The organism is Pseudomonas sp. WS 5059 (genome assembly GCF_012985525.1).
Taxonomy (GTDB): Bacteria; Pseudomonadota; Gammaproteobacteria; order Pseudomonadales; family Pseudomonadaceae; genus Aquipseudomonas.
Genome location: NZ_JAAQWO010000009.1, coordinates 237,891 through 260,811 on the forward strand (window position 1 = coordinate 237,891; position 22,921 = coordinate 260,811).

At 64.2% G+C, this 22,921-nt stretch carries 19 protein-coding genes and 1 pseudogene; 4 read left to right on the top strand and 16 right to left on the bottom strand.

The genetic code is table 11. The features are described from left to right. Positions 1-64 precede the first annotated feature (64 nt). The 3 genes from HBO12_RS25000 (at position 65) to HBO12_RS25010 (ending at position 3,542) form a co-directional block, all read left to right on the top strand. Entirely contained in the window at positions 65-1,144 is a 1,080-nt protein-coding gene (locus HBO12_RS25000; protein ID WP_170043522.1) for an alcohol dehydrogenase catalytic domain-containing protein, read from the top strand. 2 nt (positions 1,145-1,146) lie between these two features. Further along, complete coding sequence (locus HBO12_RS25005) at positions 1,147-2,679, top strand: FGGY-family carbohydrate kinase (protein WP_170043549.1); 1,533 nt, start codon at positions 1,147-1,149, stop codon at positions 2,677-2,679. A 137-nt stretch (positions 2,680-2,816) separates the two neighbouring features. After that, entirely contained in the window at positions 2,817-3,542 is a 726-nt protein-coding gene (locus HBO12_RS25010; protein WP_170043523.1) for an SDR family oxidoreductase, read from the top strand. Here the strand turns inward: HBO12_RS25010 and HBO12_RS25015 are convergent. The 10 genes from HBO12_RS25015 to HBO12_RS25060 form a co-directional block, all read right to left on the bottom strand. Continuing rightward, a complete protein-coding gene (locus tag HBO12_RS25015) occupies positions 3,539-4,543 on the bottom strand; it encodes a LacI family DNA-binding transcriptional regulator (RefSeq protein ID WP_169956861.1) in 1,005 nt (334 codons plus the stop codon). The genes HBO12_RS25010 and HBO12_RS25015 overlap by 4 nt on opposite strands. A 50-nt stretch (positions 4,544-4,593) precedes the next feature. Then, positions 4,594-5,457, bottom strand: coding sequence for a LysR family transcriptional regulator (locus HBO12_RS25020; RefSeq protein ID WP_170043524.1), 864 nt, complete (start codon positions 5,455-5,457; stop codon positions 4,594-4,596). A gap of 965 nt (positions 5,458-6,422) precedes the next feature. Beyond that, the gene (locus tag HBO12_RS25025) at positions 6,423-7,826 is read right to left on the bottom strand and encodes an amidase (protein WP_170043525.1); all 1,404 of its coding nucleotides are present in this window, start codon (positions 7,824-7,826) and stop codon (positions 6,423-6,425) included. Beyond that, a complete protein-coding gene (locus tag HBO12_RS25030) occupies positions 7,823-9,094 on the bottom strand; it encodes a Zn-dependent hydrolase (RefSeq protein ID WP_170043526.1) in 1,272 nt (423 codons plus the stop codon). The genes HBO12_RS25025 and HBO12_RS25030 overlap by 4 nt, the downstream gene beginning before the upstream one ends. A 13-nt stretch (positions 9,095-9,107) precedes the next feature. Further along, a complete protein-coding gene (locus HBO12_RS25035) occupies positions 9,108-9,803 on the bottom strand; it encodes an ABC transporter ATP-binding protein (RefSeq protein WP_169956857.1) in 696 nt (231 codons plus the stop codon). Further along, positions 9,803-10,552, bottom strand: coding sequence for an ABC transporter ATP-binding protein (locus tag HBO12_RS25040; protein WP_169956856.1), 750 nt, complete (start codon positions 10,550-10,552; stop codon positions 9,803-9,805). Before HBO12_RS25040 ends, HBO12_RS25035 begins: the two co-directional genes overlap by 1 nt. Beyond that, positions 10,549-11,559, bottom strand: a complete 1,011-nt coding sequence (locus HBO12_RS25045; RefSeq protein WP_170043527.1) for a branched-chain amino acid ABC transporter permease — start codon at positions 11,557-11,559, stop codon at positions 10,549-10,551. Before HBO12_RS25045 ends, HBO12_RS25040 begins: the two co-directional genes overlap by 4 nt. Position 11,560: 1 nt before the next feature. Beyond that, the gene (locus tag HBO12_RS25050) at positions 11,561-12,421 is read right to left on the bottom strand and encodes a branched-chain amino acid ABC transporter permease (protein WP_169956854.1); all 861 of its coding nucleotides are present in this window, start codon (positions 12,419-12,421) and stop codon (positions 11,561-11,563) included. A 68-nt stretch (positions 12,422-12,489) separates the two neighbouring features. Next, entirely contained in the window at positions 12,490-13,692 is a 1,203-nt protein-coding gene (locus HBO12_RS25055) for an ABC transporter substrate-binding protein (RefSeq protein ID WP_169956852.1), read from the bottom strand. 208 nt (positions 13,693-13,900) lie between these two features. Further along, on the bottom strand, positions 13,901-14,668 hold the full coding sequence (locus HBO12_RS25060; RefSeq protein WP_057441603.1) for a FadR/GntR family transcriptional regulator: 768 nt from the start codon (positions 14,666-14,668) through the stop codon (positions 13,901-13,903). A 293-nt stretch (positions 14,669-14,961) separates the two neighbouring features. On the opposite strand from HBO12_RS25060, the gene HBO12_RS25065 reads away from it, so the two are divergent. After that, positions 14,962-15,867, top strand: coding sequence for a LysR family transcriptional regulator (locus HBO12_RS25065; RefSeq protein WP_169956851.1), 906 nt, complete (start codon positions 14,962-14,964; stop codon positions 15,865-15,867). On the opposite strand, the gene HBO12_RS25070 is transcribed toward HBO12_RS25065, so the two are convergent. The 6 genes and pseudogenes from HBO12_RS25070 to HBO12_RS25090 form a co-directional block, all read right to left on the bottom strand. Beyond that, entirely contained in the window at positions 15,864-16,559 is a 696-nt protein-coding gene (locus HBO12_RS25070) for an alpha/beta fold hydrolase (protein WP_169956850.1), read from the bottom strand. The genes HBO12_RS25065 and HBO12_RS25070 overlap by 4 nt on opposite strands. Before the next feature lie 187 nt (positions 16,560-16,746). Next, positions 16,747-18,093, bottom strand: coding sequence for an OprD family outer membrane porin (locus HBO12_RS25075; protein ID WP_170043528.1), 1,347 nt, complete (start codon positions 18,091-18,093; stop codon positions 16,747-16,749). 23 nt (positions 18,094-18,116) lie between these two features. Beyond that, positions 18,117-18,206, bottom strand: a pseudogene (locus tag HBO12_RS28640) (outer membrane lipoprotein carrier protein LolA); the annotation flags it as partial. Positions 18,207-18,240: 34 nt separating this feature from the next. After that, positions 18,241-19,593: a citrate-proton symporter gene (locus tag HBO12_RS25080; protein WP_262377070.1), complete on the bottom strand. Its 1,353-nt coding sequence runs from the start codon at positions 19,591-19,593 to the stop codon at positions 18,241-18,243. A gap of 95 nt (positions 19,594-19,688) precedes the next feature. Beyond that, positions 19,689-21,077, bottom strand: coding sequence for an amidase (locus HBO12_RS25085; protein ID WP_170043529.1), 1,389 nt, complete (start codon positions 21,075-21,077; stop codon positions 19,689-19,691). 350 nt (positions 21,078-21,427) lie between these two features. After that, positions 21,428-22,822: an aminotransferase-like domain-containing protein gene (locus HBO12_RS25090; protein ID WP_169957191.1), complete on the bottom strand. Its 1,395-nt coding sequence runs from the start codon at positions 22,820-22,822 to the stop codon at positions 21,428-21,430. Positions 22,823-22,921 lie beyond the last annotated feature (99 nt).

Sequence of the window (22,921 nt, forward strand, 5' to 3'; positions counted from 1 at the left end):
GTACCTCAACGCGGCCGCCGTGGCCGCGACGGGCTCTCTCATCTTCAATAAAGGTCAGTACCTCATGGATAAGCACACCCAAATGCAAGCCGTCGTCTGCCACGGCCCCAAAGACTACCGCCTGGAGCGCATCAGCAAACCCCAGGCGCGGCCCAATGAACTGGTGATCCGCATTGCCGCCTGCGGGATCTGCGCCAGTGACTGCAAATGCCACTCGGGCGCGGCGATGTTCTGGGGCGGCGATAACCCGTGGGTCAAGGCGCCGGTGGTGCCGGGGCATGAGTTTTTCGGCTATGTGGAGCAAGTGGGCGAGGGCGCCGAGGAACACTTCGAGGTCAAGGTCGGCGACAAGGTGATCGCCGAGCAGATCGTGCCCTGTGGCAAGTGCCGCTTCTGCAAGTCCGGCAAGTACTGGATGTGCGAGGTGCACAACATCTTCGGCTTCCAGCGCGAAGTGGCCGAAGGCGGCATGGCCCAGTACATGCGCATCCCCAAGACCGCCATCGTGCACAAGATTCCCGAGGCGGTGTCCCTGGAGGATTCGGCGTTGATCGAGCCCATGGCCTGCGCGATCCATACGGTCAACCGTGGCGACCTGCAACTCGATGACGTGGTGGTGATTGCCGGCGCCGGTACCCTGGGCCTGTGCATGGTGCAGGTGGCTGCGCTGAAGACCCCGAAAAAACTGGTAGTGATCGACATGGTCGACGAACGCCTGGAGTTGGCGAAGAAATACGGCGCCGATGTAGTGATCAACCCCGCCCGGGACGACGCCCGCGCGATCATCAATGGCCTGACCGACAACTACGGCTGCGACGTGTATATCGAGACCACCGGCGTGCCGGCCGGCGTGACCCAGGGCCTGGAGTTGATCCGCAAGCTGGGGCGTTTTGTCGAGTTCAGTGTGTTCGGCGCCGAGACCAGTGCCGACTGGTCAATCATTGGCGACCGCAAGGAACTGGACGTACGCGGCGCGCACCTGGGGCCGTATTGCTACCCGGTGGCCATCGACCTGTTCGAGCGTGGCCTGGTGACGTCCAAGGGCATCGTCACTCATGACTTTCCGCTGGATAACTGGGCCGAAGCGTTCGACCTGGCCAACTCGGTGAAGTCGATCAAGGTGCTGCTCAAGCCGGGGCAATGAGTATGAAATACGTGATTGGCGTGGACATTGGCACCCAGAGCACCAAGGCGCTGTTAGTGGATGGCGAGGGGCGGATCATCGCCCAGCACAGCCAGGGCTATCGCGTGGACACGCCAAAAGTGCGCTGGGCCGAGCAATGGCCACAGGTCTGGCTGGACGCGGTGCAGGCCTGTGTGGCCGAGTGCATGGGCAAGGCCGGGGTCGCCAAAGAACAGGTCAAGGCGCTGTGCATCAGCAGCCTGTACGGCGGCTCGGGGATAGCCGTGGATGGCGCCATGAAACCGTTGCACCCCTGCCTGATCTGGATGGACCGCCGCGCCGGCGAACAGGTGGCCTGGGTGCGCGAGCAGGTCGACCTGGAGCGCCTGTTCGCGGTCACCGGCAACTCGCTGGACAGCTACTACGGTTTCACCAAAATGCTCTGGCTCAAGCAGCACCAGCCCGAGGTCTGGGCCAACACCCGCTACCTGTTGCCGCCCAACAGCTACATCAATTACTGCCTGACCGGTGAGGTGGCGGTGGATCACAGCAGCGCCGGCAATATCGGCGGGGTCTACGACGTGGTGGCGCGCGGCTGGTCGGCCGAGATGCTGGCGGCGCTGGATATCCCGTTGGCGATGATGCCCGAGCGCCTGCTGTATTCGGGCGAAGTGGTGGGCGGCCTGCTGCCGGAATGGGCACAACGCCTGGGCCTGGCGGCGGGCATGCCGGTGCTGGCCGGGGGCGTCGATGCGGCCATGGCGACCCTGGCGGCCGGTGTCACCCAGCCGGGCAACCACGTGGCGATGATCGGCACCAGCATGTGCTGGGGCTACCTCAACCAGCAGGTGGATGCCCGGCATGGCCTGGTGAGCATGCCCCATGTCTACAACGGCCAGCAGGACCTGTACATCTTTGGCGGCGCGATTACCGCCGGGGCCTCGGTGAGCTGGTTTCGCGAGCAGTTCTGCCAGGCCGAGGAGCAACAGGCGCGGGACACCGGCCAGGACAGCCTGTGGCTGCTGGAACAGAGCGCGCGCCAGATCCCGGCGGGCAGTGAAGGGCTGTTGTTTTTGCCGTACCTGATGGGTGAGCGCAGCCCGGTGTGGGATGACCAGGCCAGCGGCAGTTTTGTCGGCCTGAACCTGTATCACAGCCGCATCCACCTGTACCGCGCGGTGCTCGAAGGCGTGAGTTTTGCCCTGCGGCACAACATCGAGGCGGGCATGCGCGGCGCCCATTCACTGGACCCTCGGCTGATCGTGGTGGGTGGCGCGAGCCATTCGGATTTGTGGATGCAGATTATCGCGGATGTCACCTGTTACCCGGTGTACACCATCGTCCAGGAAGTGGAGGCGGCGCTGGGCGCGGCGTTGTTGGCGGCGCATGCGGTGGGGTTGGTGGACGAGGGGCAGATGGCGCAGGGGTGGGTGCAGTTGGAGCTGCGGGCTGAGCCTGGGGCTGAGAATGTACAGGCGTATGACCGGGCGTTTGCGGACTACCTGAAGCTGTATCCGGCACTCAAGCCGGTGATGCACAGCCTGCAAACGAGTTAAGTGAACACGGACCAAAATGTGAGAGCTGGCTTGCCTGCGATAGCGGTGTATCGGTCACCAATGTGTTGGCGCACACGCCGCCATCGCCGGCAAGCCAGCTCCCACATGAGCTCTCTATTGCTTTGGGATATTCATTGATGACCACCACCTTCGATTTCACCCACCAACGCATCCTCGTCACCGGCGCCACCAGCGGCATTGGCCGGGAAATCGCCCTGCAACTGATCGCCAGCGGCGCCCAGGTCTGCGCCATCGGCCGTGACGCCCAGGCCCTGTCCCTATTGGGCTGTGAAACCCTGTGCCTGGACATCGCCAACAGCGCCGCCCTGGACCTGGCCCTGAAGGACCTGCCGCCGATGCACGGCCTGGTCAATTGCGCCGGGATCTCGCGCCTGGAACCGGCAGCGGCGATCAGCAGCGCCGCCTTCGACCACGTGATGAACGTCAACGCCCGCGCCGCCGCGCAAGTCGCCAGCCGGGTGGCGGCGGCGATGATTGCGGCAGGTATCGCCGGCAGTATCGTCAACGTCTCCAGCCAGGCCTCGCTGGTGGCGCTGGACGATCATCTGGGCTATTGCGCGTCCAAGGCCGCCCTGGATGCGATCACCCGTGTGCAATGTGCCGAATGGGGACGTTTCGGGATCCGGGTCAACAGCGTCAACCCCACCGTGACCCTCACGCCCATGGCGCAACAGGCCTGGGCCGACCCGGCCAAGCGCGACCCGGCCCTGGCGGCGATTCCCCTGGGGCGCTTTGCCCAACCCCGGGAAGTGGCGTTGCCGGTGCTGTTTTTGTTGAGTGACGCGGCGAGCATGATCAGCGGGGTCAGCCTGCCGATCGATGGCGGCTACACCAGCCGCTAGCCGTTCTCCAGCTTGCCGGCGATCACCACCTTGTCCCGGGGTTTGTACGGGTCTTGCAGGCGGTCGAGCAACAGGCGCACCGCACTGCTGCCGGCCAGCGACGCATCGTGGGCCACGCAGGCAATCGGCACGCCGAAGATATCGGCAAACGGCAGGCGGTCGATGCCGCAGATGGTCAGGCTGTCGTGGGGGATATTGTGCATGCGCAAGGCGCGCAGGGCGCCCAGGGTGATCAACTGGTTGAAGCCCATGATCGCATCCGGCGCGCAGTGGGCGGCCAGGTAGTCGAGGGTGTGCAGGTAGGAGGGCATCAAGGTGTAGTCGCCGGCGCACACTTGGACCTGCACCTGGGGATGCTCGGCGAGCACTTCGCGCAGGCCCTTGAGGCGCTCTACGGTGATGCGCGAATGCTCGGGCCCGGTCAGCACCAGCAGGCGCTTGAGCGCAGGGTTGTGGCGCAACAGGTACTGCGCGGCCTCGATCCCGCTGTGGTAGTTGTCCAGCACCACGCGGCTGAACGGGCTGTCGTGGATCGTGCGGTCGAGCAGCACCACCGGGGTCTTGCCGTTGCCCAGGCGCTCCAGGTAATCGGGCTGGTAGTCGGGCTCGTCGGAGACCGGCGAGAGGATGATCCCCGCCACGCGATAACCTAGCAGGGTGTCCACGGCCTTGCTTTCCAATTCCTCCAGCTCGTCGGTGTCCACCAGCATGATGGTGTAGCCGTGCTTTTTCGCCTCGCGGGAAATTGCCTTGATCATTTCGCTGTAGAACGGGTTGTCCACTGACGCGGTGATCACCCCGATGATCAGGCTTTCACTGCGCTTGAGACCGCGGGCGAAGGCGTTGGGCACGTAGTCCAGCTCGCGCGCCACCTCAAGGATCCGCGCCAGGGTGGCGGGCTTGACCAGGTCGGGTTTGCTCAACGCCCGCGACACCGTGATGGTGGTCATGTTGACCCGTTTGGCGATGTCGCTGATGGTGACGGATTTTTTCTTGTTCATCGGCAGGTGGGACCAGGAGAAAACATCAGGAGGCTAACATGGGCACCGGTTCAAAGCACCGGATCCCAACGCTGTGACCAATCGCTCTCGGCCTTGACCACCCCGCGCAGCAGCACCAGGGCCTGTTGCAGGATCGCCGAATCACGCTCGCGCGAGTACACAAGGTAAGTCGGGAAACTGAACTCCGGGGCCTTGGGCACGCGTTCCATCACCCCGCTTTCAAGGTAACTCTGCACCACCCGCGTGCGGAAATAACCGCTGCCGCCATTCTCCAGGATGTACTGCAAGGCCAGCGGCCCGAGGTTGAAACTCACGGCGGCGCGGGCCTTGTCCGGTAGGGCGGCGTCGTGTTGCTGGCGAAAGCCCGGGCCCCAGTCGATATACACATAGGGATCTGTACGGCTGGCCAGGCGCACCAGGATCAGTTTTTCCTCCAGCACCTGCTCCACCTGCAACCCCGGCCAGTACTGCGGCTGGAACACCAGCGCGGCGTCCAGCACGCCCAACTCCAGCTGGCGCAACAGGTATTCACCGTCACGCACTTCGGTGCGCAGCGCATGGCTGGGGATGTGTTCGCGCAGGGCCTTGGCCCAACCGAGCATCAACGGGTTGCACAGGCTGACTTCGCCGCCGATATGCAGCACATTGCGATAACCCTCGGGCAACGGCAGGTCACGGCGCGCCGCTTCCCAGGTTTGCACCAGTTGATTGGCATACACCACAAACGCCTCGCCATCGGCCGTCAACCGCGCCCCGGCGCGGTTGCGCACAAACAGGGTGCTGTCGAGCTGGCTTTCGAGCTTTTGCACGCGAGCGGTGATGGCGGTCTGGGTGACGTGCAGCTTCTCGGCGGCTGCGGCCAGGCTGCCGCAGCGGGTGATTTCGAGGAAAGTGCGTGCCAGTTCGATGTCCATGTCGGCTCCGGAGGGGGTGGAGGGGCATTGTAGTGTGACAATCGCATATCGGTCTGTGAAATGCGCTTCAATGTGGGAGCTGGTTTGGCTTGGCTGCGATGGGCATGAGTCTCTACGCCGCTCGCACTTTTGGGTGTGTGTACATATCCGTTGCTGCGGTCATGGCCACTTAGGGTTCCGCCCTTACGGCGGCTCACTTTGGAAAAGCCCCAAAGTAAGCAAAGGGCTCTTGCCCCACCACTCGGCACCTCGCCTAGGCTCGGTGTGCCCGTCATCCGACATTGATTTGGGGGGCCGCCGCGATGGGCCATCCATGGCCCAGCGCGGCTAAACCGGCGTCCTGCCGGGTTACCCCCCAAATCAATATCGGATGACGGCCAGCGTGGTTTGACGGGGCGCCTAAGATCAAAATCACAAGCAACGCGAGGCGGCCTGACAGCCGACCTGATCATCGAGGCGTACGCGTACCCTGTAGGAGCTGGCTTGCCTGCGATAGCGGTGTATCAGTCGATGAATCTGTTGGCAGACCTGCCGCCATCGCAGGCAAGCCAGCTCCTACAGGGGAATGCAGCTTCGCGCTCTGGCTTTGCTGTTGCCCTGCTTTTGATCTGGCTTTTGATCTCAGGCGCCCCGTCAAACCACGATGGCCGCAGGCAGGTATTGCGCAGTGGGCACCCCGGCAGGATGCCGGGGTAGCCGCGACACGGCCATGGATGGCCGATCGCGGCGGGCCCACGGAGCAATGCCTGACTGCGGGCATGCCGAGCCTAGGCGAGGCACCGAGTGGTGGGGCAAGAGCGTTTTGCTTACTTTTGCGCTCTTCAAAAGTGAGCCGCTGTAAGAGCGGAACCCTAAGTGGCCGTGACCGCAGCAACGGATATGTACACAACCCCAAGAACCATCAAAAAATTGTGTAGATACCCATGCGCATCGCAGCCAAGCCAGCCCCCCCATTTGCTTGGGAGTCAGCCCAAGTCTTTCGGCGCCTGCAAGTGCTGGGTCGGGAATGCCTGGGCGTATACCTGGCACACCCGCAACACCTGCTCATCGGCAAACCGCGCACCCACCACATGCAAGCCCACCGGCAATCCATTGGCCGCCAACCCGCACGGCACCGAGGCCGCCGGCTGCTGGGTGAGGTTGAACGGATAGCTGAACGGCGTCCACTCCATCCATTCGCCCAGCCCAGAGCCCGGTGGCACGTTATGCCCGGCATCAAAGGCGGTGATCGGCAGCATCGGCGAGACCAGTAGGTCGTAGTGCTCATGAAACGCCGCCATGCGCGCCACCAATGCCGCCCGGGCTTCCAGGGCCGCGTTGAAGTCGCCCAGGCTGAGGCGTTCGCCCTGTTGCGCAATGCGCAGCAGGCCGGGGTCGAGCAGGTCGCACTGGGCGCCGCTCAACTGCCCGGTCAGGCGCGCCGCGCCGGCGAACCACAGGGTGTTGAACACCTCCAGCGGGTCGCTGAACCCCGGGTCGATCTGTTCCACATGCGCCCCCAGTTGCACCAGGCCCGCGACTGCCTGCGCGACCACCTTGGCCACCTGCGGGTCGACGTCCACGTAGCCAAAATCAGGGCTGTAGGCGATGCGCAGGCCCTTGAGGTCCGTGCCCGGCGTGAGCCATGGCGTGTTGCGCGGCGCGCCGATCAGGCCGTCACGGGCGTCCGGTTGGGCCACGGTTTGCAGCATCAGCACTGCATCTTCCACGGTGCGGGTCATCGGTCCCAGGTGCGAGAGGATCGTCATCGAGCTGGCCGGCCATTGCGGCACGTAGCCAAAGGTCGGCTTGATGCCGAAGGTGCCGGTAAAGGCGCAGGGAATGCGGATCGAGCCGCCGGCATCGCTGCCCTGGTGCAACACGCCAAGGTTCAGCGCCGCCGCCGCGCCCGCGCCGCCGGACGAACCACCGGCCGTGGTGCGCGTGTCCCAGGGGTTGCGGGTGATGCCGTACAGCGGGTTGTCGGTCACGCCTTTCCAGCCGAATTCCGGGGTGGTGGTCTTGCCCAGCAACACTGCACCGGCCTTGCGCATAAACGCCGAAAAAGGCGCATCGACGTCCCACGGCCCGGTGGCGGATGAGGTGCGTGAGCCCTTGCGCGTGGGCATGCCGGCCGTCAGGGTCAAATCCTTGATCGACGCCGGCACTCCGTCCAGCGCACCGCAGGGTTGGCCCTTGAACCAGCGCTGTTCCGAGGCCCGTGCGGCGTTCAAGGCGCCCTCGGGGTCGACGTGGCAGTACGCGTTGACCACCGGGTTGTAGCGCTCGATACGCAGCAACGTGTCTTCGGTCACTTCCACCGGCGACAGGCTTTTATCGCGGTAGCGTGCCAGCAGTTGCACGGCCGTCAGGTTGGCGATATCAGTCATGCCGCGGGACCTCCCTGGGCTGCGTTGACCATGGCCCGCAGTAACACCGCGCAGCCGGCGGCCAAATCATCCGGCGCGGCATTTTCGATTTCGTTGTGGCTGATGCCGCCTTCGCACGGCACAAAAATCATCCCGGCCGGGCCCAGTTCAGCGACAAAAATTGCGTCGTGCCCGGCGCCGCTGACAATGTCCATGTGGCTCAGGCCCAGCACCTGGGCGGCATCGCGCACGGCGTTGACGCAGGTGGGATGAAAGTCCAGCGGTGGGAAGTCGGCGGTGGGCGTCAGTTCATAGCTCAAGCCATGCTGCTGGGCTGTGGCCTCGATCACCTGGCGCACTTCATCGACCATGGCCTGCAGCTTGTCGGCATGCAGGTGGCGCAGGTCGATGGTCATCTGCACTTGGCCTGGGATCACGTTGCGCGAGCCCGGATGCAGGGTCAGGCAGCCGACCGTGCCGCAGGCGTGAGGTTGCTGTTGATGGGCAATGCGGTTGACCGCGCTGACCACCTGCGCGGCACCCACCAAAGCATCCTTGCGCAGGCGCATGGGCGTGGGGCCGGCGTGGGCCTCGACGCCGGTGAACGTCAGGTCGAACCACTTCTGGCCCAGGCAGCCCATGACCACGCCAAGGGTGATGGCCTGATCTTCCAGCACCGGGCCCTGCTCGATATGCGCCTCGAAATAGGCGCCCACCGGGTGCCCGAGTACCGCGCGCGGGCCGGCGTAGCCAATGCGCTGCAACTCGGCGCCCACCGACAGGCCTTGCTCGTCCTGCTTGTCGAGGGTCTCCTGCAGGTCGAATTTGCCGGCAAACACTCCCGAACCCATCATGCACGGCGGGAAGCGCGAGCCTTCTTCGTTGGTCCACACCACCACTTCAATCGGCGCTTGGGTCTGGATCTGCAAGTCATTCAGGGTGCGGATCACTTCCAGGCCGGCCATCACCCCATAGCAGCCGTCGAACTTGCCGCCGGTGGGCTGGGTGTCGATATGGCTGCCGGTCATCACCGGTGGCAGGTACGGGTTAAGTCCGGCGCGGCGGGCAAAAATATTGCCGATCGCATCCACAGTGACGCTGCACCCGGCCGCCGTACACCACTGCACAAACAGGTCGCGGGCCTGGCGGTCGAGGTCGGTCAGGGCCAGGCGGCACACGCCGCCCTTGGCCGTGGCGCCGAGTTGGGCCAGGTCCATCAGCGACTGCCACAGGCGGTCGCGGTTGATCAGCGGGGCGTTGCTCTTGAGCGGTTGCGCAAAACTATTCATCAGCAGTCTCCGGTCAGGCACTCAGGGCCAGGTAGCGGTTCTTGATCGTCGGGTCGGCGCGAAAGGCCTCGGCGCTGCCTTCGTAGACCACGCGGCCCTGTTCGAGCACGTAGTGGCGGTCGGCAAGCTTGTCGCAGACCAACAGGTTCTGCTCCACCAGCAACACCGGCAGGCCGTCCTCCTTGATCTTGCGCAGGATCTTCACCAGTTCGTCGACGATCACCGGGGCCAGGCCTTCGGTGGGTTCGTCGAGGATCAGCAGCTTGGGATCGTTGAGCAGGGCGCGGGCGATGGCCAGCATCTGTTGTTCGCCCCCGGACAACGCATGGCCGGCGTTTTTGCGCCGCTCCTTGAGGCGCGGGAACATCGCGTACACGTCCTCCATCTGCCAACGGCTGGTCTTGCGCACGGCGATGCGCAGGTTTTCTTCCACCGTGAGCAGGCGGAAGATCCCGCGGTTCTCCGGCACCAGCGCTAATCCCTGGCGGGCAATTTCAAAGATTTTCTGCCCCACCAGCGGTTTGCCGTTGAAGTGAATCTGCCCCTGGCGCGGGCAGATAATCCCCAGGATGCTGCGCAGGGTGGTGGTCTTGCCGGCGCCGTTACGGCCGAGCAGGGTCACCAGTTCGCCGGGGTTGACGGTCAGGGACACGCCCTCCAGGACGTGGCTCTTGTCGTAGTAGGAATGGATATTGTCGACGGTCAGCATCAGGCGGCCTCTCCCAGGTAAGCAGTGCGTACGCGTTCGTCGGCGCGCACGAACTCCGGTGTGCCTTCGACCAGGATCTGCCCGTGGCTCATCACGGTGATGCGTTGGCTGATGGACATGACGATGCTCATGTTGTGCTCGATCAGCAGCACCGTATGGTCACGGCCCAGGTCGCTGATCAGTTGGGTCATGATCGGGATGTCGTCGATGCCCATGCCCGAAGTGGGCTCGTCGAGCATCAACAGCTTGGGCTTGGAGCAGATCGACATGCCCACCTCCAGCACCCGTTGCTGGCCGTGGGACAGTTCACCGGCCAGGGTCTCGGCGCGGGCGGTGAGTTGCAGGCGCTCCAGGACCTGGTCGGCCATCTCCAGGTGTTCGCGCTGGCTATCCACCCGCCGCCAGAAGTTCAGGGCCCGTGCGCCGTCACGGCCCTGGGCGGCCAGGCGCAGGTTTTCGCGCACGCTGAGGTTCTGGAACAGGCTGGTGAGCTGGAACGAACGGGCCATGCCCAGGCCCACACGGCCGTGGGCCGGTTTGCGCATCAGGTTCTGGCCGTCGAAGTGGATTGCGCCTGCGGTGGCCTGGCGCTCGCCGGTCAGGCAGTGAAACAGGCTGGTCTTGCCGGCACCGTTGGGGCCGATGATGGTGTGGATGGTACCGGCCTCGACCTTGAGATTGACGCCGTTGACGGCATGGAAGGCGCCGTAGGCCAGTTCCAGGTCTTTGGTTTCCAACAGGATGCTCATAGCAGCTCCTCCTTGGTCACGACGGCGGCCTTGCGGCTGCCACGCACACGTTCGAACAGCGCCGACAGGCCGCCCCACAAGCCTCCGCGCATAAAGATCACCACCAGGATCAGGATCACCCCCAGCAGCATCAGCCAGCGTGGCCACAGGTCGGAGAGAAAGTCCCCCAGCAGCACAATGGAGCCGGCGCCCAGCAATGAGCCGAACAGCGAGCCGGTGCCGCCGACGATGGTCATGATCAGGATGTTCTCCGACATCACCAGGTCGATATTGGACAGCGGCACAAAGTGCAGGAGCATGGCGTACAGCGCCCCGGCAATCCCGGTGACCGCGCCAGACAGCACAAACACCAGGATCTTGAAGTGGCGCGTGTCGTAGCCGATGGCCGAGGCGCGGGTTTCGTTTTCGCGGATCGCCATCAGCGTGCTGCCGAACGGTGACGCGATGACCCGGCGTGCGCCGATAAAGATCAGCAGGAACAGCACCGCGACAAAGCCATAGAACACCCGGGCGTCGGCCAGGGACAGCAGCACCGTGTCACCGATGCGGATTTCCGGGCGTGGCACACTGAGCAGGCCGTTGTCGCCGCCGGTCCAGTCGCTCAGGGTGTAGGCCAGGAAGTAGGCCATCTGGCTGAAGGCCAAGGTCAGCATCACGAAGTAGATGCCGGTGCGGCGGATCGCCAGGGCGCCCACCAGGAAGGCCAGGAACCCGCCGACCAGGGCCGCGCCGAGCAGCGCGCTGAACAGGCCCAGTTGCAGGTGGATCATCAGCAAGGCGGCGCAATAGGCACCGGCGCCGAAGAAGATGCCTTGGCCGAACGACAGCAGCCCGGTGTAGCCCAGCAACAGGTTGCAGGCCAGGGCGGCGAGGGCAAAGATCAGGATCTCGGTGGCCAGGGTCGCCGAGGGCAGGATCAACGGCAGGCCGATCAACACCGCCAGCACCCACAGCAACATGGCCCTGGATTGGGTCTTGGCGAACGGCAGGGGGTTTTTCTCACTCATCTCAAGCTCTCCCGAACAGGCCATAAGGGCGTACCAGAATCACCACGGCCATGGCGCCGTAGATCATCAGGCTCGCGCCTTGGGGCCACAGGGTGGTCATCAGGCTCTGCACCACGCCCACCAGCAGGCCGCCCACCAGGGCGCCGCCGAACGAACCCATGCCGCCGATCACCACCACCACGAAGGCGATGCCGAGGATCTCCGGGCCGACAAAGGGCTGGGCACCGCGCAACGGGGCAAACAGCACCCCGGCGATCCCGGCCAGGGCCACGCCAAGGGCGAAGGTCATGGAGAACAGGCGGAAAATATTGGTGCCAAGCAGGGATACCGTCTCGGTGCTTTCACTGCCGGCCCGCACCAGGGCGCCAAAGCGCGTGCGCTCCAGCAGCAGCCACAGGCCCAGGCCCACCAGCCCCGAGAACACAATCAAAAACAGGCGGTAGTAGGGGTACACGAAGTCGCCGACCACCAGTACCCCGCGCAGCAGTTCCGGCACGGCGACGCTCTTGCCCACCGGGCCCCAGATCATCACGCTGGCTTCCTGGATGATCAACGCAATGCCCAGGGTCACGAGGATCTGGAACATGTGCGGCAGGTGGTAGATGCGCTGGATCAATAATCGCTCGATCAGCCACGCCAGTGCGGCCACCACCAGCGGCGCGATCAGCAGGGCCAGCCAGAAGCTTTCGGTGAGGCTGACGACGGTGTAGCAGATGTACGCGCCCAGCAAAAAGAACGCGCCGTGGGCGAAGTTGACGAAGTTCAACAGGCCGAAAATGATCGTCAGCCCGACCGCAATCAGAAAGTAGATCATCCCCAGGCCCAGGCCGTTGAGAATCTGGAACAGGTAAAGATTGAGCATGCAGGAATCCTCCAACAGGCGGCCGCGGTCAACGGCCCTGTCGTGTGTTACCGGTGAAAGTGGGCGGATCAGCCGAGCTTGCAGCCCGTGGCTTCTACCGGTGGGAACGACTGGCCGGCGCTGAGGACTTTGGCCAGGTCATCCTTGTCGGCCATGTCGCCCGTGGCCTTGCCCACCAGCAGGTAGTAATCCTTGATCACCTGGTGGTCGCCGGCGCGGATCGTTTCCTTGCCGGTCGGGCCGTCGTAGCTCAGGCCCTGCATGGCCTTGGCCACGGTGGGGCCGTCGAAGCTGCCGGTGGCCTTGATGGTGTCGAGCATGACCTTGGTGCTGATGTAGTCGGCGGCCAGCGGGTAGGTGGGGTTGATCCCGTACTTGGCCTGGGTCAGCTTGACCAGTTCGCGGTTGAGCGGGGTGTCGACCTGGTGCCAGTACTGCGCGCCGAGGTACACGCCTTCGAGCACATCGCTGCCCAGTTCCTGGAACTGATCGAGTCCTGCGGACCACACCAGCAGCACTTTCATGCGCTCCTTGATACCGAAGTTGACGGCCTGGCGCAGGGTGTTGGAGGACTGGCTGCCGAAATTCAGCAACACCAGCACATCGGGGCGGGCGGCGATGGCGTTGGTCAGGTAGCCGGAAAATTCCTGTTCCTGCAATGAGTGATAGCTGTTGCCCACGTGCTCCAGGCCGCTTTCGGCCAGCACGCTCTTGGCGCCTTCGAGCAAGGCTTCGCCGAACACGTATTGGGGGGTGATGGTGTACCAGCGCTTGGCCTCGGGCAGCAGCTTGATCAGCGGCACCAGGGTTTCGCGGATCGCGCCATAGGTGGGCACCGACCAGCGGAAGGTCGCGCCGTTGCAGTCCTTGCCGGTGACTTCATCGGCGCCTACCGGGGTCATGAACACCCCGCCAACCTTATCGACTTCCTTGGCCACCGCCAGCGCCGAGGACGACAGGGTGCAGCCCTGGAAGAACCGCGCGCCGTCCTGGCCAATCGCCTCCTGGACCTTGCGCACCGCCTTGCCGGCGTTGCCTTCGGTGTCGATCACCTTGTAGTTCAGTGGGCGCCCGAGGAGCTCGGGGTACTGCGCCACGGCCAGGCGTGAACCCATGTCGGCAAACTTGCCATAGCTGGCAAAGGCGCCAGACATGGACTTGAGGCCGTAAAAGGTAAACGGTTCGGCGGCGAATGCCCCGCGCACGCTCAGCGGAAGGCTGAGCGCGGCGGCGGCGGTGAGGCTGGCTTTCAACAACGTACGACGCTGCATGGGGTGACTCCCTGGTTTAGTTATTGGCAGGAGTGGCAATGGCGATACGGTGGAGCACGGCCTGTGGGCAGGCCTTTTTTATTGAAGTCAAACACGGTTGAAACTGTAGGAGCTGGCTTGCCTGCGATAGCGGTTGATCAGTTGAGAAAATTTGCCTGACCGACCGCTATCGCAGGCAAGCCAGCTCCTACAGGGATTTGTGGTGTGTTCAGGAGTGGTCGAACTCCAGCAAAAAATGCGGGCTGACCTGGCCTTCCAGCGCGGTCATGTGGTGTTCGGCGTCGCACATGTGTTCATGCATCAGGCTGCGCACGGCCGCTTCATCGTTGGCACGAAACGCGCTCAACAGTTGCTTGTGATAGTCCAGGTTGGCCGCGTCGAACTGCTTGCGCTTGGGCTTGTAGGCCTTTTTCAGCACCACCAGGTCGCGCAGCAGGTCGTTGAGGAACTGCGCCATGAAACTCAGCAGCGGGTTGGGGCAGGCCCTGGCCAGCAAATTGTGGAACTCCAGTTCCGCCAGGCGTTGCTCACGCTGGCCGGCTTCGCTGTCTTCCGGGGCGCTGCAAAAGTCCACGTTGTCTTGCAGGGCGCGATAGTCGTCTTCGCTCAGGCGCCCCAGCACCGACACGGCCAGCTCCACCTCGATCACTTTGCGCAACTGGTACACCTGCTCGCCATCCAGGTGCTGGAAGTGCAGGTAGTTGCGCAAGGCACGGCTGGCCGGCTCCGTGCCGGCCTGGTTCAGGTACGCGCCACCGGTTGGGCCGGTGCGGGTGCTGACCAGGCCTTCGACCTCCAGGGCCTTGAGCGCTTCGCGGGCCGAGCCCTTGGAGCACTGGAAGCTCTCCATCAGCTCGCGCTCGGTGGGCAAGCGGTCGCCGGGCTTCAAGGCATCGGTGACGATCGAGCGCTTGACCGACTCGACAATCACATCGGAAAGCTTCTGGCGTTTGCGTCGCAGGGGGCGGCTGAGCATGGTTTTCTATTTATCGTATTAATGCGGATAAATAGCACTTAATAGGGGTTGGGACGGGGCGTCAACGGCGGGGGTCGTTTTCAGTGAAAACAGGTCGTAAATCACGTCCAGGGGCCCATGTGGGAGCGGGCTTGCTCGCGAATGCGGTGTATCAGCCGACATACCCATCACTGACCCACCGCCTTCGCGAGCAAGCCCGCTCCCACAGTTGATGTGCAGCGTTCATGAACCTTGAGCCTGGCGCAGTAATTGCGTGCCTTGGTGCTCCAGTCTTTGTGCAGGAGCACCCGAGCATGCAATTACGAGCCTTGCGGTATTTTCACGAGGTGGCGCGCTGCGCCTCGTTGCGTAAGGCGGCCGAGCGTTTGTACGTCACGCCCACTGCCGTCAGCCGGCAGATCGAACACCTGGAACACTTCTTTGGCGCCGCGCTGATTGAGCGCGGCCCGCGCGGTATCCGCCTGACGGTAGAGGGCGAGTGCCTGGCCGAGCAGGTCACCAGTACCCTGCGCGGCCTCGATCAGGTGCGCGATGTGATCGCCAGCCGGCAAAGCCAGGTGGCGGGTAACATCAGCATTCATGTGTCAGAAAGTATCGTTTCCACGGTACTGGCGCCGGTACTCGCGGCGTTCTACCGGGCGCACCCCAAGGTCACGTTCAATATCGTGATCGCCAGCGCCTCGGCCACTCTGGATGCACTGTGCAGTGGCGAGGCCGACCTGGGCCTGGCGTTCTATCTGCAGGAGCGGGCCGATGTGGAAGTCACCGCGCAATGCGAGTTGTGGCACCGCGTACTGGTCAGCGCCGAACACCCGTTTGCCCAGCGCGACAGCATTGAGTTGCGCGAGCTTGAAGGCCAGCCCCTGGCCATTCCCGACTCGGCGTACGGCGTGCGCCAGGCCTTGGAGGCGGCGGCGAAAAAGCGTGGGGTGACGATCCAGCCGGTGTTTACCACCAGCTCCCTGGAAGTGCAGAAAAGCCTGGCCCGGCAACGGGCGGCGGTCTTGATCCTGCCCCAGGTGGATGCCGATGCCCGCGACCTGGGTGATGGCCTGGTGGCGGTGCCAATTGCCGATGAGCACCTGGGGCGGATTCGCATTGACCTGTGCGGCTACCGCAACCGACCGCGCTCGGTGGCGGTCCTCAAATGCCAGGACATGCTGGCCAGCGCCATGCAGCGTTGCGCGCTGGTGGACTAATCGGCCAGGCAACGGGTCGACGACGGCGGCTGTCTGCCCTGGGCCAGGTAGATGCCGGCCCAGCGGTTCACGCACTGGCTGGCATCGGTGGTGGTGCTCTGTAGATAGGGGCCCTTGAGCCGCAGGGTGGCGGGCAGCGTGTCGGATGCCTGGGCGGTGCTTGCGTCGGGCTCGATCAGCACCATGCGCTCGACACGGTCGGCAAACAATTGGGCGTACTCGGCACCCAACAGATTGCCCTGGGCAATGCCCAGGAAGCTGACGCGTTGCTCCCCCAGTTGCTGGCGCACAAACTCCATGTCCCACGCCGATTGTTCGTTGGCCACGCCCTTGCGCGGGCTTAGTTCAACGACGTCGTAGAGGCGCGTCAGCGTGCGGTATGCCTCGGTGTTGTAGTACTTCCAGACGGTTGCCAGATGCACCGCGAACACCCCATGCAAATTCGCCTGGGCCGTGGCCGGTCGCGCGAAGATCACGCCCCGGCGCTCCAGGGGCTGCTGGGCACCGACCCGGGTGAGGGTCAGGCGGTAGGTGCGTGCGTCGGGGGCCTGGTGGTCCAGCGGCACGGTGACGATGCCGCACTGGGTACGCGCCACCACCTCCTGGTCAAGCGCCCGCCCGGGCAGGCGCGGGCAATCCACCAACCATTCGATACCGGGCGCCGCGGCATGGCCGGGAGAACTCAAGAGCATCATCCATCCACTGATGAGGCAAAGCGCTGCTGCTTTCAAAGGTTTCATCCGCGTTCCTGGGTAACCGTCCATAGGGAACAGGCTTTTTACCAAGGGCGGCGGCGAGCCAATGCCGGAGCAGTCGCATGTAGGGTGTAAGAATTCTGAATTTTACCCGTCGGCAACTGCTGATGCCGACGGGCGGGTGTCAGAACAGGTTGATGGGGAAATTGCCGACGATCCTGAATTCGTCATAGCTGCCGTCAATCTGCCCGCCACTGGCGCGGTGGTTGTAGACGATGGTGCGCAGGACCGAGTTTTTCAACTTCCCCGATTGCACCACATACGCCAGCATCAAGCCGTTTTCGTTGTGCTTGGCGTTGTCCAGCCCGCGCACGTTGTAGCCGGTGTTGTGGCCGTTGCGATCACCCTCGTAGTGCGTGCCGTCGATGCCCCAGCCCTTGGCGTGCCACAGGCTGGCGGTCAGGCCGGGCACGCCGTAGGCGGCCAGGTCAAGGTCGTAGCGCAGTTGCCAGGATTTTTCGTTGGGGCCGTTGTAGTCCGAGTACAGCGAGTTGGCCATGTAGTTGCCGGTGGACTCCCACACATAGTCGAAGTACTCGTTGCCGAACACCTGTTGCCAGGCCAGGGTCAGGCTGTGGGCCTGGTGGTTGGCAGTCACGGCCAGGCTGGCGGCGTCGTTGTCGATGTAGCCCAGGCGCTGCTGGCCGGAGTCCTCGGTGTGGTAGTAGTGCAGGGCGGTCTTGAGGGCGAGCGTGTTTTTGTCGCCGATGCGATGGGTCAGCCCCAGGTAGTACTGGTCCCACATGTCCTCGAAGCGCGAGCCGTAGAGGCTGGCTTCCAGGCCGTAGCCCGGCTTGAGCGTGGCCCCCAGGTAACTGATGCGCGCGCCGCTGTAGGCGCGGTTGCCGAAGGTGGTGGTCAGGCGCTCGGCGCCGGTGCCGGTGCGCGGGATGGCCCGGTCGAAACTGCCGCCCTGGATCGACAGCCAGTCCAGTTCGTTGCTGTACAGGCCCACGCCCTGGAAGCTGGAGGGCAGGGCGCGGTTGTCCTTGTAGCGCAGGATCGGGTTGTCGGTCATCAGGCGCCCGGCCTTGAGCTCGGTATTGGACAGGCGCAACCGCACATCGCCCACCCCCAGCCGGCTCCAGGTCGGGATCGCATCGCCGTCGCTGTCCACCAGCACGCGGTCGCCGCCATTGGCCACCTTGCCATGCCCGCGCTGCAGGTTGACCGCACTGAATACGCCGATATCCACCCCCACGCCAATCACACCCTGGGTGTAGCCGGAGCTGTATTTGAGCATGGCGGTCTGCACCCAGGTTTCGCGCACGCGGGTGCGTTCGATGCCACCGGGTTTCTTGATGCTCAGGTAGGTGCTGCGCTGGGTGTGCTGGTTGGAATAGTAGTGACGCAGGTTCAGGTCCAGGCTGCTGCCCTCGATAAAGCCCGGAGCGCTGGCCTGGGCGTTTTCTTGCGCATAAGCCTGGGTGCCGGTCGCCAGGGTGGCGGCCAGGAAAAGACGTGGATACATGGTTAATCCCCACACAAAGAAGAAACTGTAGGAGCGAGCTTGCTCGCGAAAAGCCGGAGACCGCCGCGTGCATCCAGAATGCGCGCGTTATCGTTGACGGTCTTCGCGAGCAAGCTCGCTCCTACATGAAGGGTGCATACGCGCTGTTCAGCGAACCGGGGCTTCTGCGAGCCGGGTTTCGCGGGCCGGGGTGCCGGGCAGCACGGGCCGGGTTTCCTTGGCGAACCAGGCAGCGGTGAGGCACACCAGGTTGGCGATCAGCAGGTACCACACCGGTGACATCGGGTCGCCCGTGGTGCCGATCAACCAGGTGATGATGATCTGCGCAGTGCCGCCAAACGCCGCCACACCAAACGCGTAGACGATGGAGAAACCGGTGGAGCGCACGGATTTGGGGAAGCTCTCCACCAACAGCACGATCAACGCCGCGCCGCTCATGCCATGCAGGCCCGAGAGCACTGCCAGGGTCAGGAGGAAGGTCGACGGGCTGGGGTGTTCGGTCATCAATTGCAAGGCCGGGAACAGGATCAGCAACAGCACCACCCGGGGCGTCATCAGGATCACCCGGCGCCCGAAACGGTCGCACAACATGCCGCCGGCCACCGCGCACACTGCCATGGCCGCGCCGGCCACCAGGGTCGAGAGCATGGAAATACTGGTGGGCAACTTCAGCTCTGTCAGGGCAAAGGTGGTCATGTAGTTGAGGAAGTACTGGGTGATGGTGCTGCCCGAGAGGATCAGCAAACCCAGGACCAGCGCGCGCCGATGCTTGCCGCAGACTTCGCGCACCAGATCGCCGGTGCTGGTGGTTTCGCCCTGGCCGTGGAAGGTCTCGGCCAGGTTACGGCGGATATAGATCCCAATCGGCAACACCAGCAGGCCAAACACGAACGGCACGCGCCAGCCCCAGCTGTTGAGGTCTTCGGGGGACATCACTTTGGTCAGGGTATAACCCACCAGCCCTGCGGCCATGGCGGCGACACCCTGGGCCACCACTTGCCAACAGGCGTAGGTGCCGCGTTTGTGCGCTGGCGCGGCTTCCAGGATATAGGTGGTGGCGGGGCCGGCTTCACCGCCCCAGGCCAGGCCCTGGATCATGCGGGTGACCACCAGCAGGATCGGCGCGGCAATCCCGATGGTCTCGTAGCCGGGCAATATCGCAATACTGCCGGTGCCCACCGCCATCATCACCAGGGTCAGCAACATCGCCGGCTTGCGCCCGACGCGGTCGGCGTAGGCGCCAATCAGCACCGCGCCCAGGGGCCGCACGATAAAGCCGATGCCAAAGGCGGTGACCGAGAGCATCAAGCTGACGAAGGCGCTATCGGACGGGAAAAACGTGTGGCCGATCATCACCGCGAAGGTCGCGTAGACCCCAAAGTCGAAAAACTCCACGGCATTGCCCAGCACCACGGCAAAGATGCTCTTGCGGCCGGCGTCCGGCGATGGCGTTTCGGGTGTGTGCTCGGGACCCTCGCGAGTCAATTGTTCAGTGTGCATACCAGCCCCTCGATTTTAGTTATAGGTCGCCCAGGCCCCGGCCTTGTGGCCGGGGAGCGGGCGTGTGGGTGGGCAGTTCAGTTACAGCGTCAAGGTCAGCTCGGGTTCGGCCATTGGTGGATTGCGCCACGCCAGCTCTCATAGGTTTTTGCGATTTGCAGCAGCCAGATATCGGCAAAGCGGGGGGAGATCATCTGCAGGCCGATGGGCATGCCATCGGCGGCGAAACCACAGTTGATCGACAGCGCCGGTTGCTCGCCCATGTTCCAGGGCACGGTGAACACGATGTGTTCGAACGGCAGTTGTGGGTCATTGCTCGGCGATGGCCATTGGGCGGGGAACGCGTTGACCTGGTTGGTGGGCGACAGGATCAGGTCCAGGTCGCTGAAGGCCTGGGCGGCGCGGCGGCGCATCTCGAAGGTCTGGTTGAACCCCTGCACCGCCTGTACGCCGCTGATGTCGGCACCAGGGGCGGCCCAGTCGCGGATGTACGGCAAGACTTTATCGAACTGCTCGCTGCTCAAGGCCGACAAGTCGCCCCATTGCCGGGCGCGCCAGAACTGGTCGAGGCCGTCGAGCTGGGCGCGGTCCATGATCGGCGGGATCAGCGTGACCCTGGCGCCATGGGCTTCGAACAGGCGTGCGGCGTGCTCCACCGCCTCACACACGAAACCTTCCGGTTGCAGGCCGGCACCTGGCTCGAGCATCAGGCCGACCCGCAGGCCCTTGACCGACAGCGGCTGGTTGCTCCACTCGCTGGTGAGCGGCGGCAGGCTGGTGGCGTCGCGGGCGTCGGGGCGGGCCAGGTGCTGCATCATCAAGACGCAGTCGTCCACCGTGCGGGTCATGGGCCCGGCGGTGCGGCCGGTGTAGTACGGGTCGATCGGGATGCGCCCCAGGGTCGGCTTGAACCCCACCAGGCCACACCAGGCGGCGGGCAGGCGCACCGAGCCACCGATATCGGTGCCGATATGCAACGGCCCGTAACCGGCGGCGGCCGCCGCGCCAGCCCCCGAGCTGGAACCGCCGGTGTTGTTGGCGGTGTTCCACGGGTTGCGGGTGATGCCATGGAAGCTCGACAAGCCGGAGGAGAGCATGCCGAAATCCGGGACAGTGGTCTTGGCCAGCACAATCGCCCCGGCTTCGCGCATCCGCGCGGCGGGCGGGGCGTCCCTGAGGGCCGGGGTCAGGCGGGTGGCGGCGCTGCCGAGGGGAATCGGCGTGCCTTCGGTGGCTATCAGTTCCTTGATGGTCACGGGCACACCATCGAGCACGCCGTTGGGCTGGCCTTTGTTCCAGCGCTCGGTGGCGGCCTGGGCTTGCCGGCGTACCTGCTGTGGATCGAAGGCGTACAGCGCGCGGATCTGCGGCTCCCAGCGGTCGATATGGCCCAGCAGGTGGTCGTAGTAGTCGATGGGGGAGAGCTGGCGGCTGGCGAACTGCGCCAGCAATTGCGTGGCCGTGAGGTCGTGAAGATCGGTCATTGAGCGCTTCCTGGTGATGGGCCCTGGGGCTCATGGCGGGTGGCTGTTGGACCCGACTATATAAACCCTGGGCAGCAGCGACCATCACATTCGAAGCGGTGCAGTGTTGCGTTTTTGTGTGCACTCAATTGTCACGACTCTGGGCGCCGGCAAGCCCTAATACCAGTCAGTCAAGCGCAGATCCCCTGTGGGAGCGGGCTTGCTCGCGAAAGCGGTGGGTCAGTCAACATCAATGTTTGCTGGGCCGACGTCTTCGCGAGCAAGCCCGCTCCCACATTTGATCTTCACTGCGTTGAGCATTGCGTTCGCTTGACTGATCGGCATTACGGCAAGCCCGCTCCCACACTGGATCAGCGCAACAATTGCTCGATGGCTTTGCATACCCGTGGATCATCACAATGCGCCACATTGAAGCGCATAAAATCATGCAGCCCCGGCTCATACCCAAACAGTGCCCCCGGCGCCAACACCATGCCGCGCTTGAGCCCGGCCTCGGCCAGTTGTTCACCCTTGACCCCGGCCGGCAGACGCGCCCAGATAAACATCCCCGCTTCATACCCCATGGGCAGCTCACAGCCACAGCGGCGCAACCACTGTTCCACCCGCGCACCGGCTTCCAGCAGGCGCTGGACCATGCGCTTGCGGTGCCGCGCATAGCTGCCTTCGCTGAGCAGGCGGTAGACCAGTTGCTCGAACAACTCCGAGGTCACGCCGCCGCTCATCAACTTCATGTTGGTCAGGTTGGCCGCCAATTGCGGCGCCGCCACCACATAGCTGACCCGGGTATTGGCGCTGAGGGTTTTCGAGAAGCCCGACAGATAGGTCACCTGCTCCAGCCCGGCGAGTGCCGCCAGGCGGGGCGGCGGGTTGGGGTGCAGGTCGCCGTAGAGGTCGTCCTCGATGATATGGCAGTGATACTGGCGCATCAGTTGCAGCAGCCCAAAGGCCTGGGCCGCGCTGAAGGAATGGCCGGTGGGGTTGTGCAGGATGCTGGTGGTCACATACAGGCTGGGCCGTTCCTCGCTGAGCAACTGCTCCAGGGCCGCCAGGTCGAAACCATCCGGGCCGCGCGGCAGTGTCACCACCTTGACCCCATGCAACGCCAGGTTGGCGTGGAAGTTGAAATAGCACGGCGCATCCAGCAGCACCGTGTCACCGGGGCGGGCCAGCAGGCGCATCAACATGTCCAGGCCTTGCAGGGTACTGGGGGTGGTGATGATCTGTTCCACCGGCACCGCCAGGCCATCGCCCAGGAGTTTTTGTTGCAGGGCCTGGCGCAGCGGCAGGAAACCCGCCGGCGTGCCCATGCCGGCAACCCGCAGGGACGGGGCCCGTACCACACTGCGCAGGGCCTGGCGCATGGTCTCGGAATCGAGCCAGTCTTCGGGCAGGTGGCCGCCACCGGGGCGCAGTTCGCCCTGGCCGGTCAGCATCGGCCGGCGCAGCACACTGAGCAAATCCTGGGGCAGCAGGTCCACCCAGTTGCTGGACGATGGCTGCGTCTGGCGCTGGGCCACAAAGTGCCCGCGGCCCTGGCGCGAGGTCAGCAGGTGTTGGCCGCGCAGGCGGTCCAGGGCCTCATTGACGGTGAATTTTCCGACACCCAACTGTTGCCCCAGCTCACGCACCGACGGCAGTTTGCTGCCAGCGGCCAATTCGCCTTGTTCGATGGCACGGGCGAACGCCTCGACGATCTGCTGGACCTTGGGGGCGCGCTCATGAAAGTGGATCTGCGGAAGGGCCATCGCGATGTCCTGAAGTTTGCCGGTCACTTTACCGGTAAAGCCTGCATGAATAACCGCCGAGTTTACCTGCCCGGCGCCGGATCTGCGCCCTAGACTGCG

Excerpts from the sequence above, each read along its gene's own strand:
- HBO12_RS25090 (WP_169957191.1), bottom strand. The coding sequence starts at position 22,822 with ATGGCCCTTCCGCAGATCCACTTTCATGAGCGCGCCCCCAAGGTCCAG.
- HBO12_RS25070 (WP_169956850.1), bottom strand. The coding sequence starts at position 16,559 with ATGCTCTTGAGTTCTCCCGGCCATGCCGCGGCGCCCGGTATCGAATGG.
- HBO12_RS25040 (WP_169956856.1), bottom strand. The coding sequence starts at position 10,552 with ATGAGCATCCTGTTGGAAACCAAAGACCTGGAACTGGCCTACGGCGCC.
- HBO12_RS25025 (WP_170043525.1), bottom strand. The coding sequence starts at position 7,826 with ATGACTGATATCGCCAACCTGACGGCCGTGCAACTGCTGGCACGCTAC.
- HBO12_RS25045 (WP_170043527.1), bottom strand. The coding sequence starts at position 11,559 with ATGAGTGAGAAAAACCCCCTGCCGTTCGCCAAGACCCAATCCAGGGCC.
- HBO12_RS25015 (WP_169956861.1), bottom strand. The coding sequence starts at position 4,543 with ATGAACAAGAAAAAATCCGTCACCATCAGCGACATCGCCAAACGGGTC.
- HBO12_RS25005 (WP_170043549.1), top strand. The coding sequence starts at position 1,147 with ATGAAATACGTGATTGGCGTGGACATTGGCACCCAGAGCACCAAGGCG.
- HBO12_RS25000 (WP_170043522.1), top strand. The coding sequence starts at position 65 with ATGGATAAGCACACCCAAATGCAAGCCGTCGTCTGCCACGGCCCCAAA.
- HBO12_RS25065 (WP_169956851.1), top strand. The coding sequence starts at position 14,962 with ATGCAATTACGAGCCTTGCGGTATTTTCACGAGGTGGCGCGCTGCGCC.
- HBO12_RS25080 (WP_262377070.1), bottom strand. The coding sequence starts at position 19,593 with ATGCACACTGAACAATTGACTCGCGAGGGTCCCGAGCACACACCCGAA.
- HBO12_RS25060 (WP_057441603.1), bottom strand. The coding sequence starts at position 14,668 with ATGCTCAGCCGCCCCCTGCGACGCAAACGCCAGAAGCTTTCCGATGTG.
- HBO12_RS25035 (WP_169956857.1), bottom strand. The coding sequence starts at position 9,803 with ATGCTGACCGTCGACAATATCCATTCCTACTACGACAAGAGCCACGTC.
- HBO12_RS25085 (WP_170043529.1), bottom strand. The coding sequence starts at position 21,077 with ATGACCGATCTTCACGACCTCACGGCCACGCAATTGCTGGCGCAGTTC.
- HBO12_RS25030 (WP_170043526.1), bottom strand. The coding sequence starts at position 9,094 with ATGAATAGTTTTGCGCAACCGCTCAAGAGCAACGCCCCGCTGATCAAC.
- HBO12_RS25020 (WP_170043524.1), bottom strand. The coding sequence starts at position 5,457 with ATGGACATCGAACTGGCACGCACTTTCCTCGAAATCACCCGCTGCGGC.
- HBO12_RS25075 (WP_170043528.1), bottom strand. The coding sequence starts at position 18,093 with ATGTATCCACGTCTTTTCCTGGCCGCCACCCTGGCGACCGGCACCCAG.
- HBO12_RS25050 (WP_169956854.1), bottom strand. The coding sequence starts at position 12,421 with ATGCTCAATCTTTACCTGTTCCAGATTCTCAACGGCCTGGGCCTGGGG.
- HBO12_RS25010 (WP_170043523.1), top strand. The coding sequence starts at position 2,817 with ATGACCACCACCTTCGATTTCACCCACCAACGCATCCTCGTCACCGGC.
- HBO12_RS25055 (WP_169956852.1), bottom strand. The coding sequence starts at position 13,692 with ATGCAGCGTCGTACGTTGTTGAAAGCCAGCCTCACCGCCGCCGCCGCG.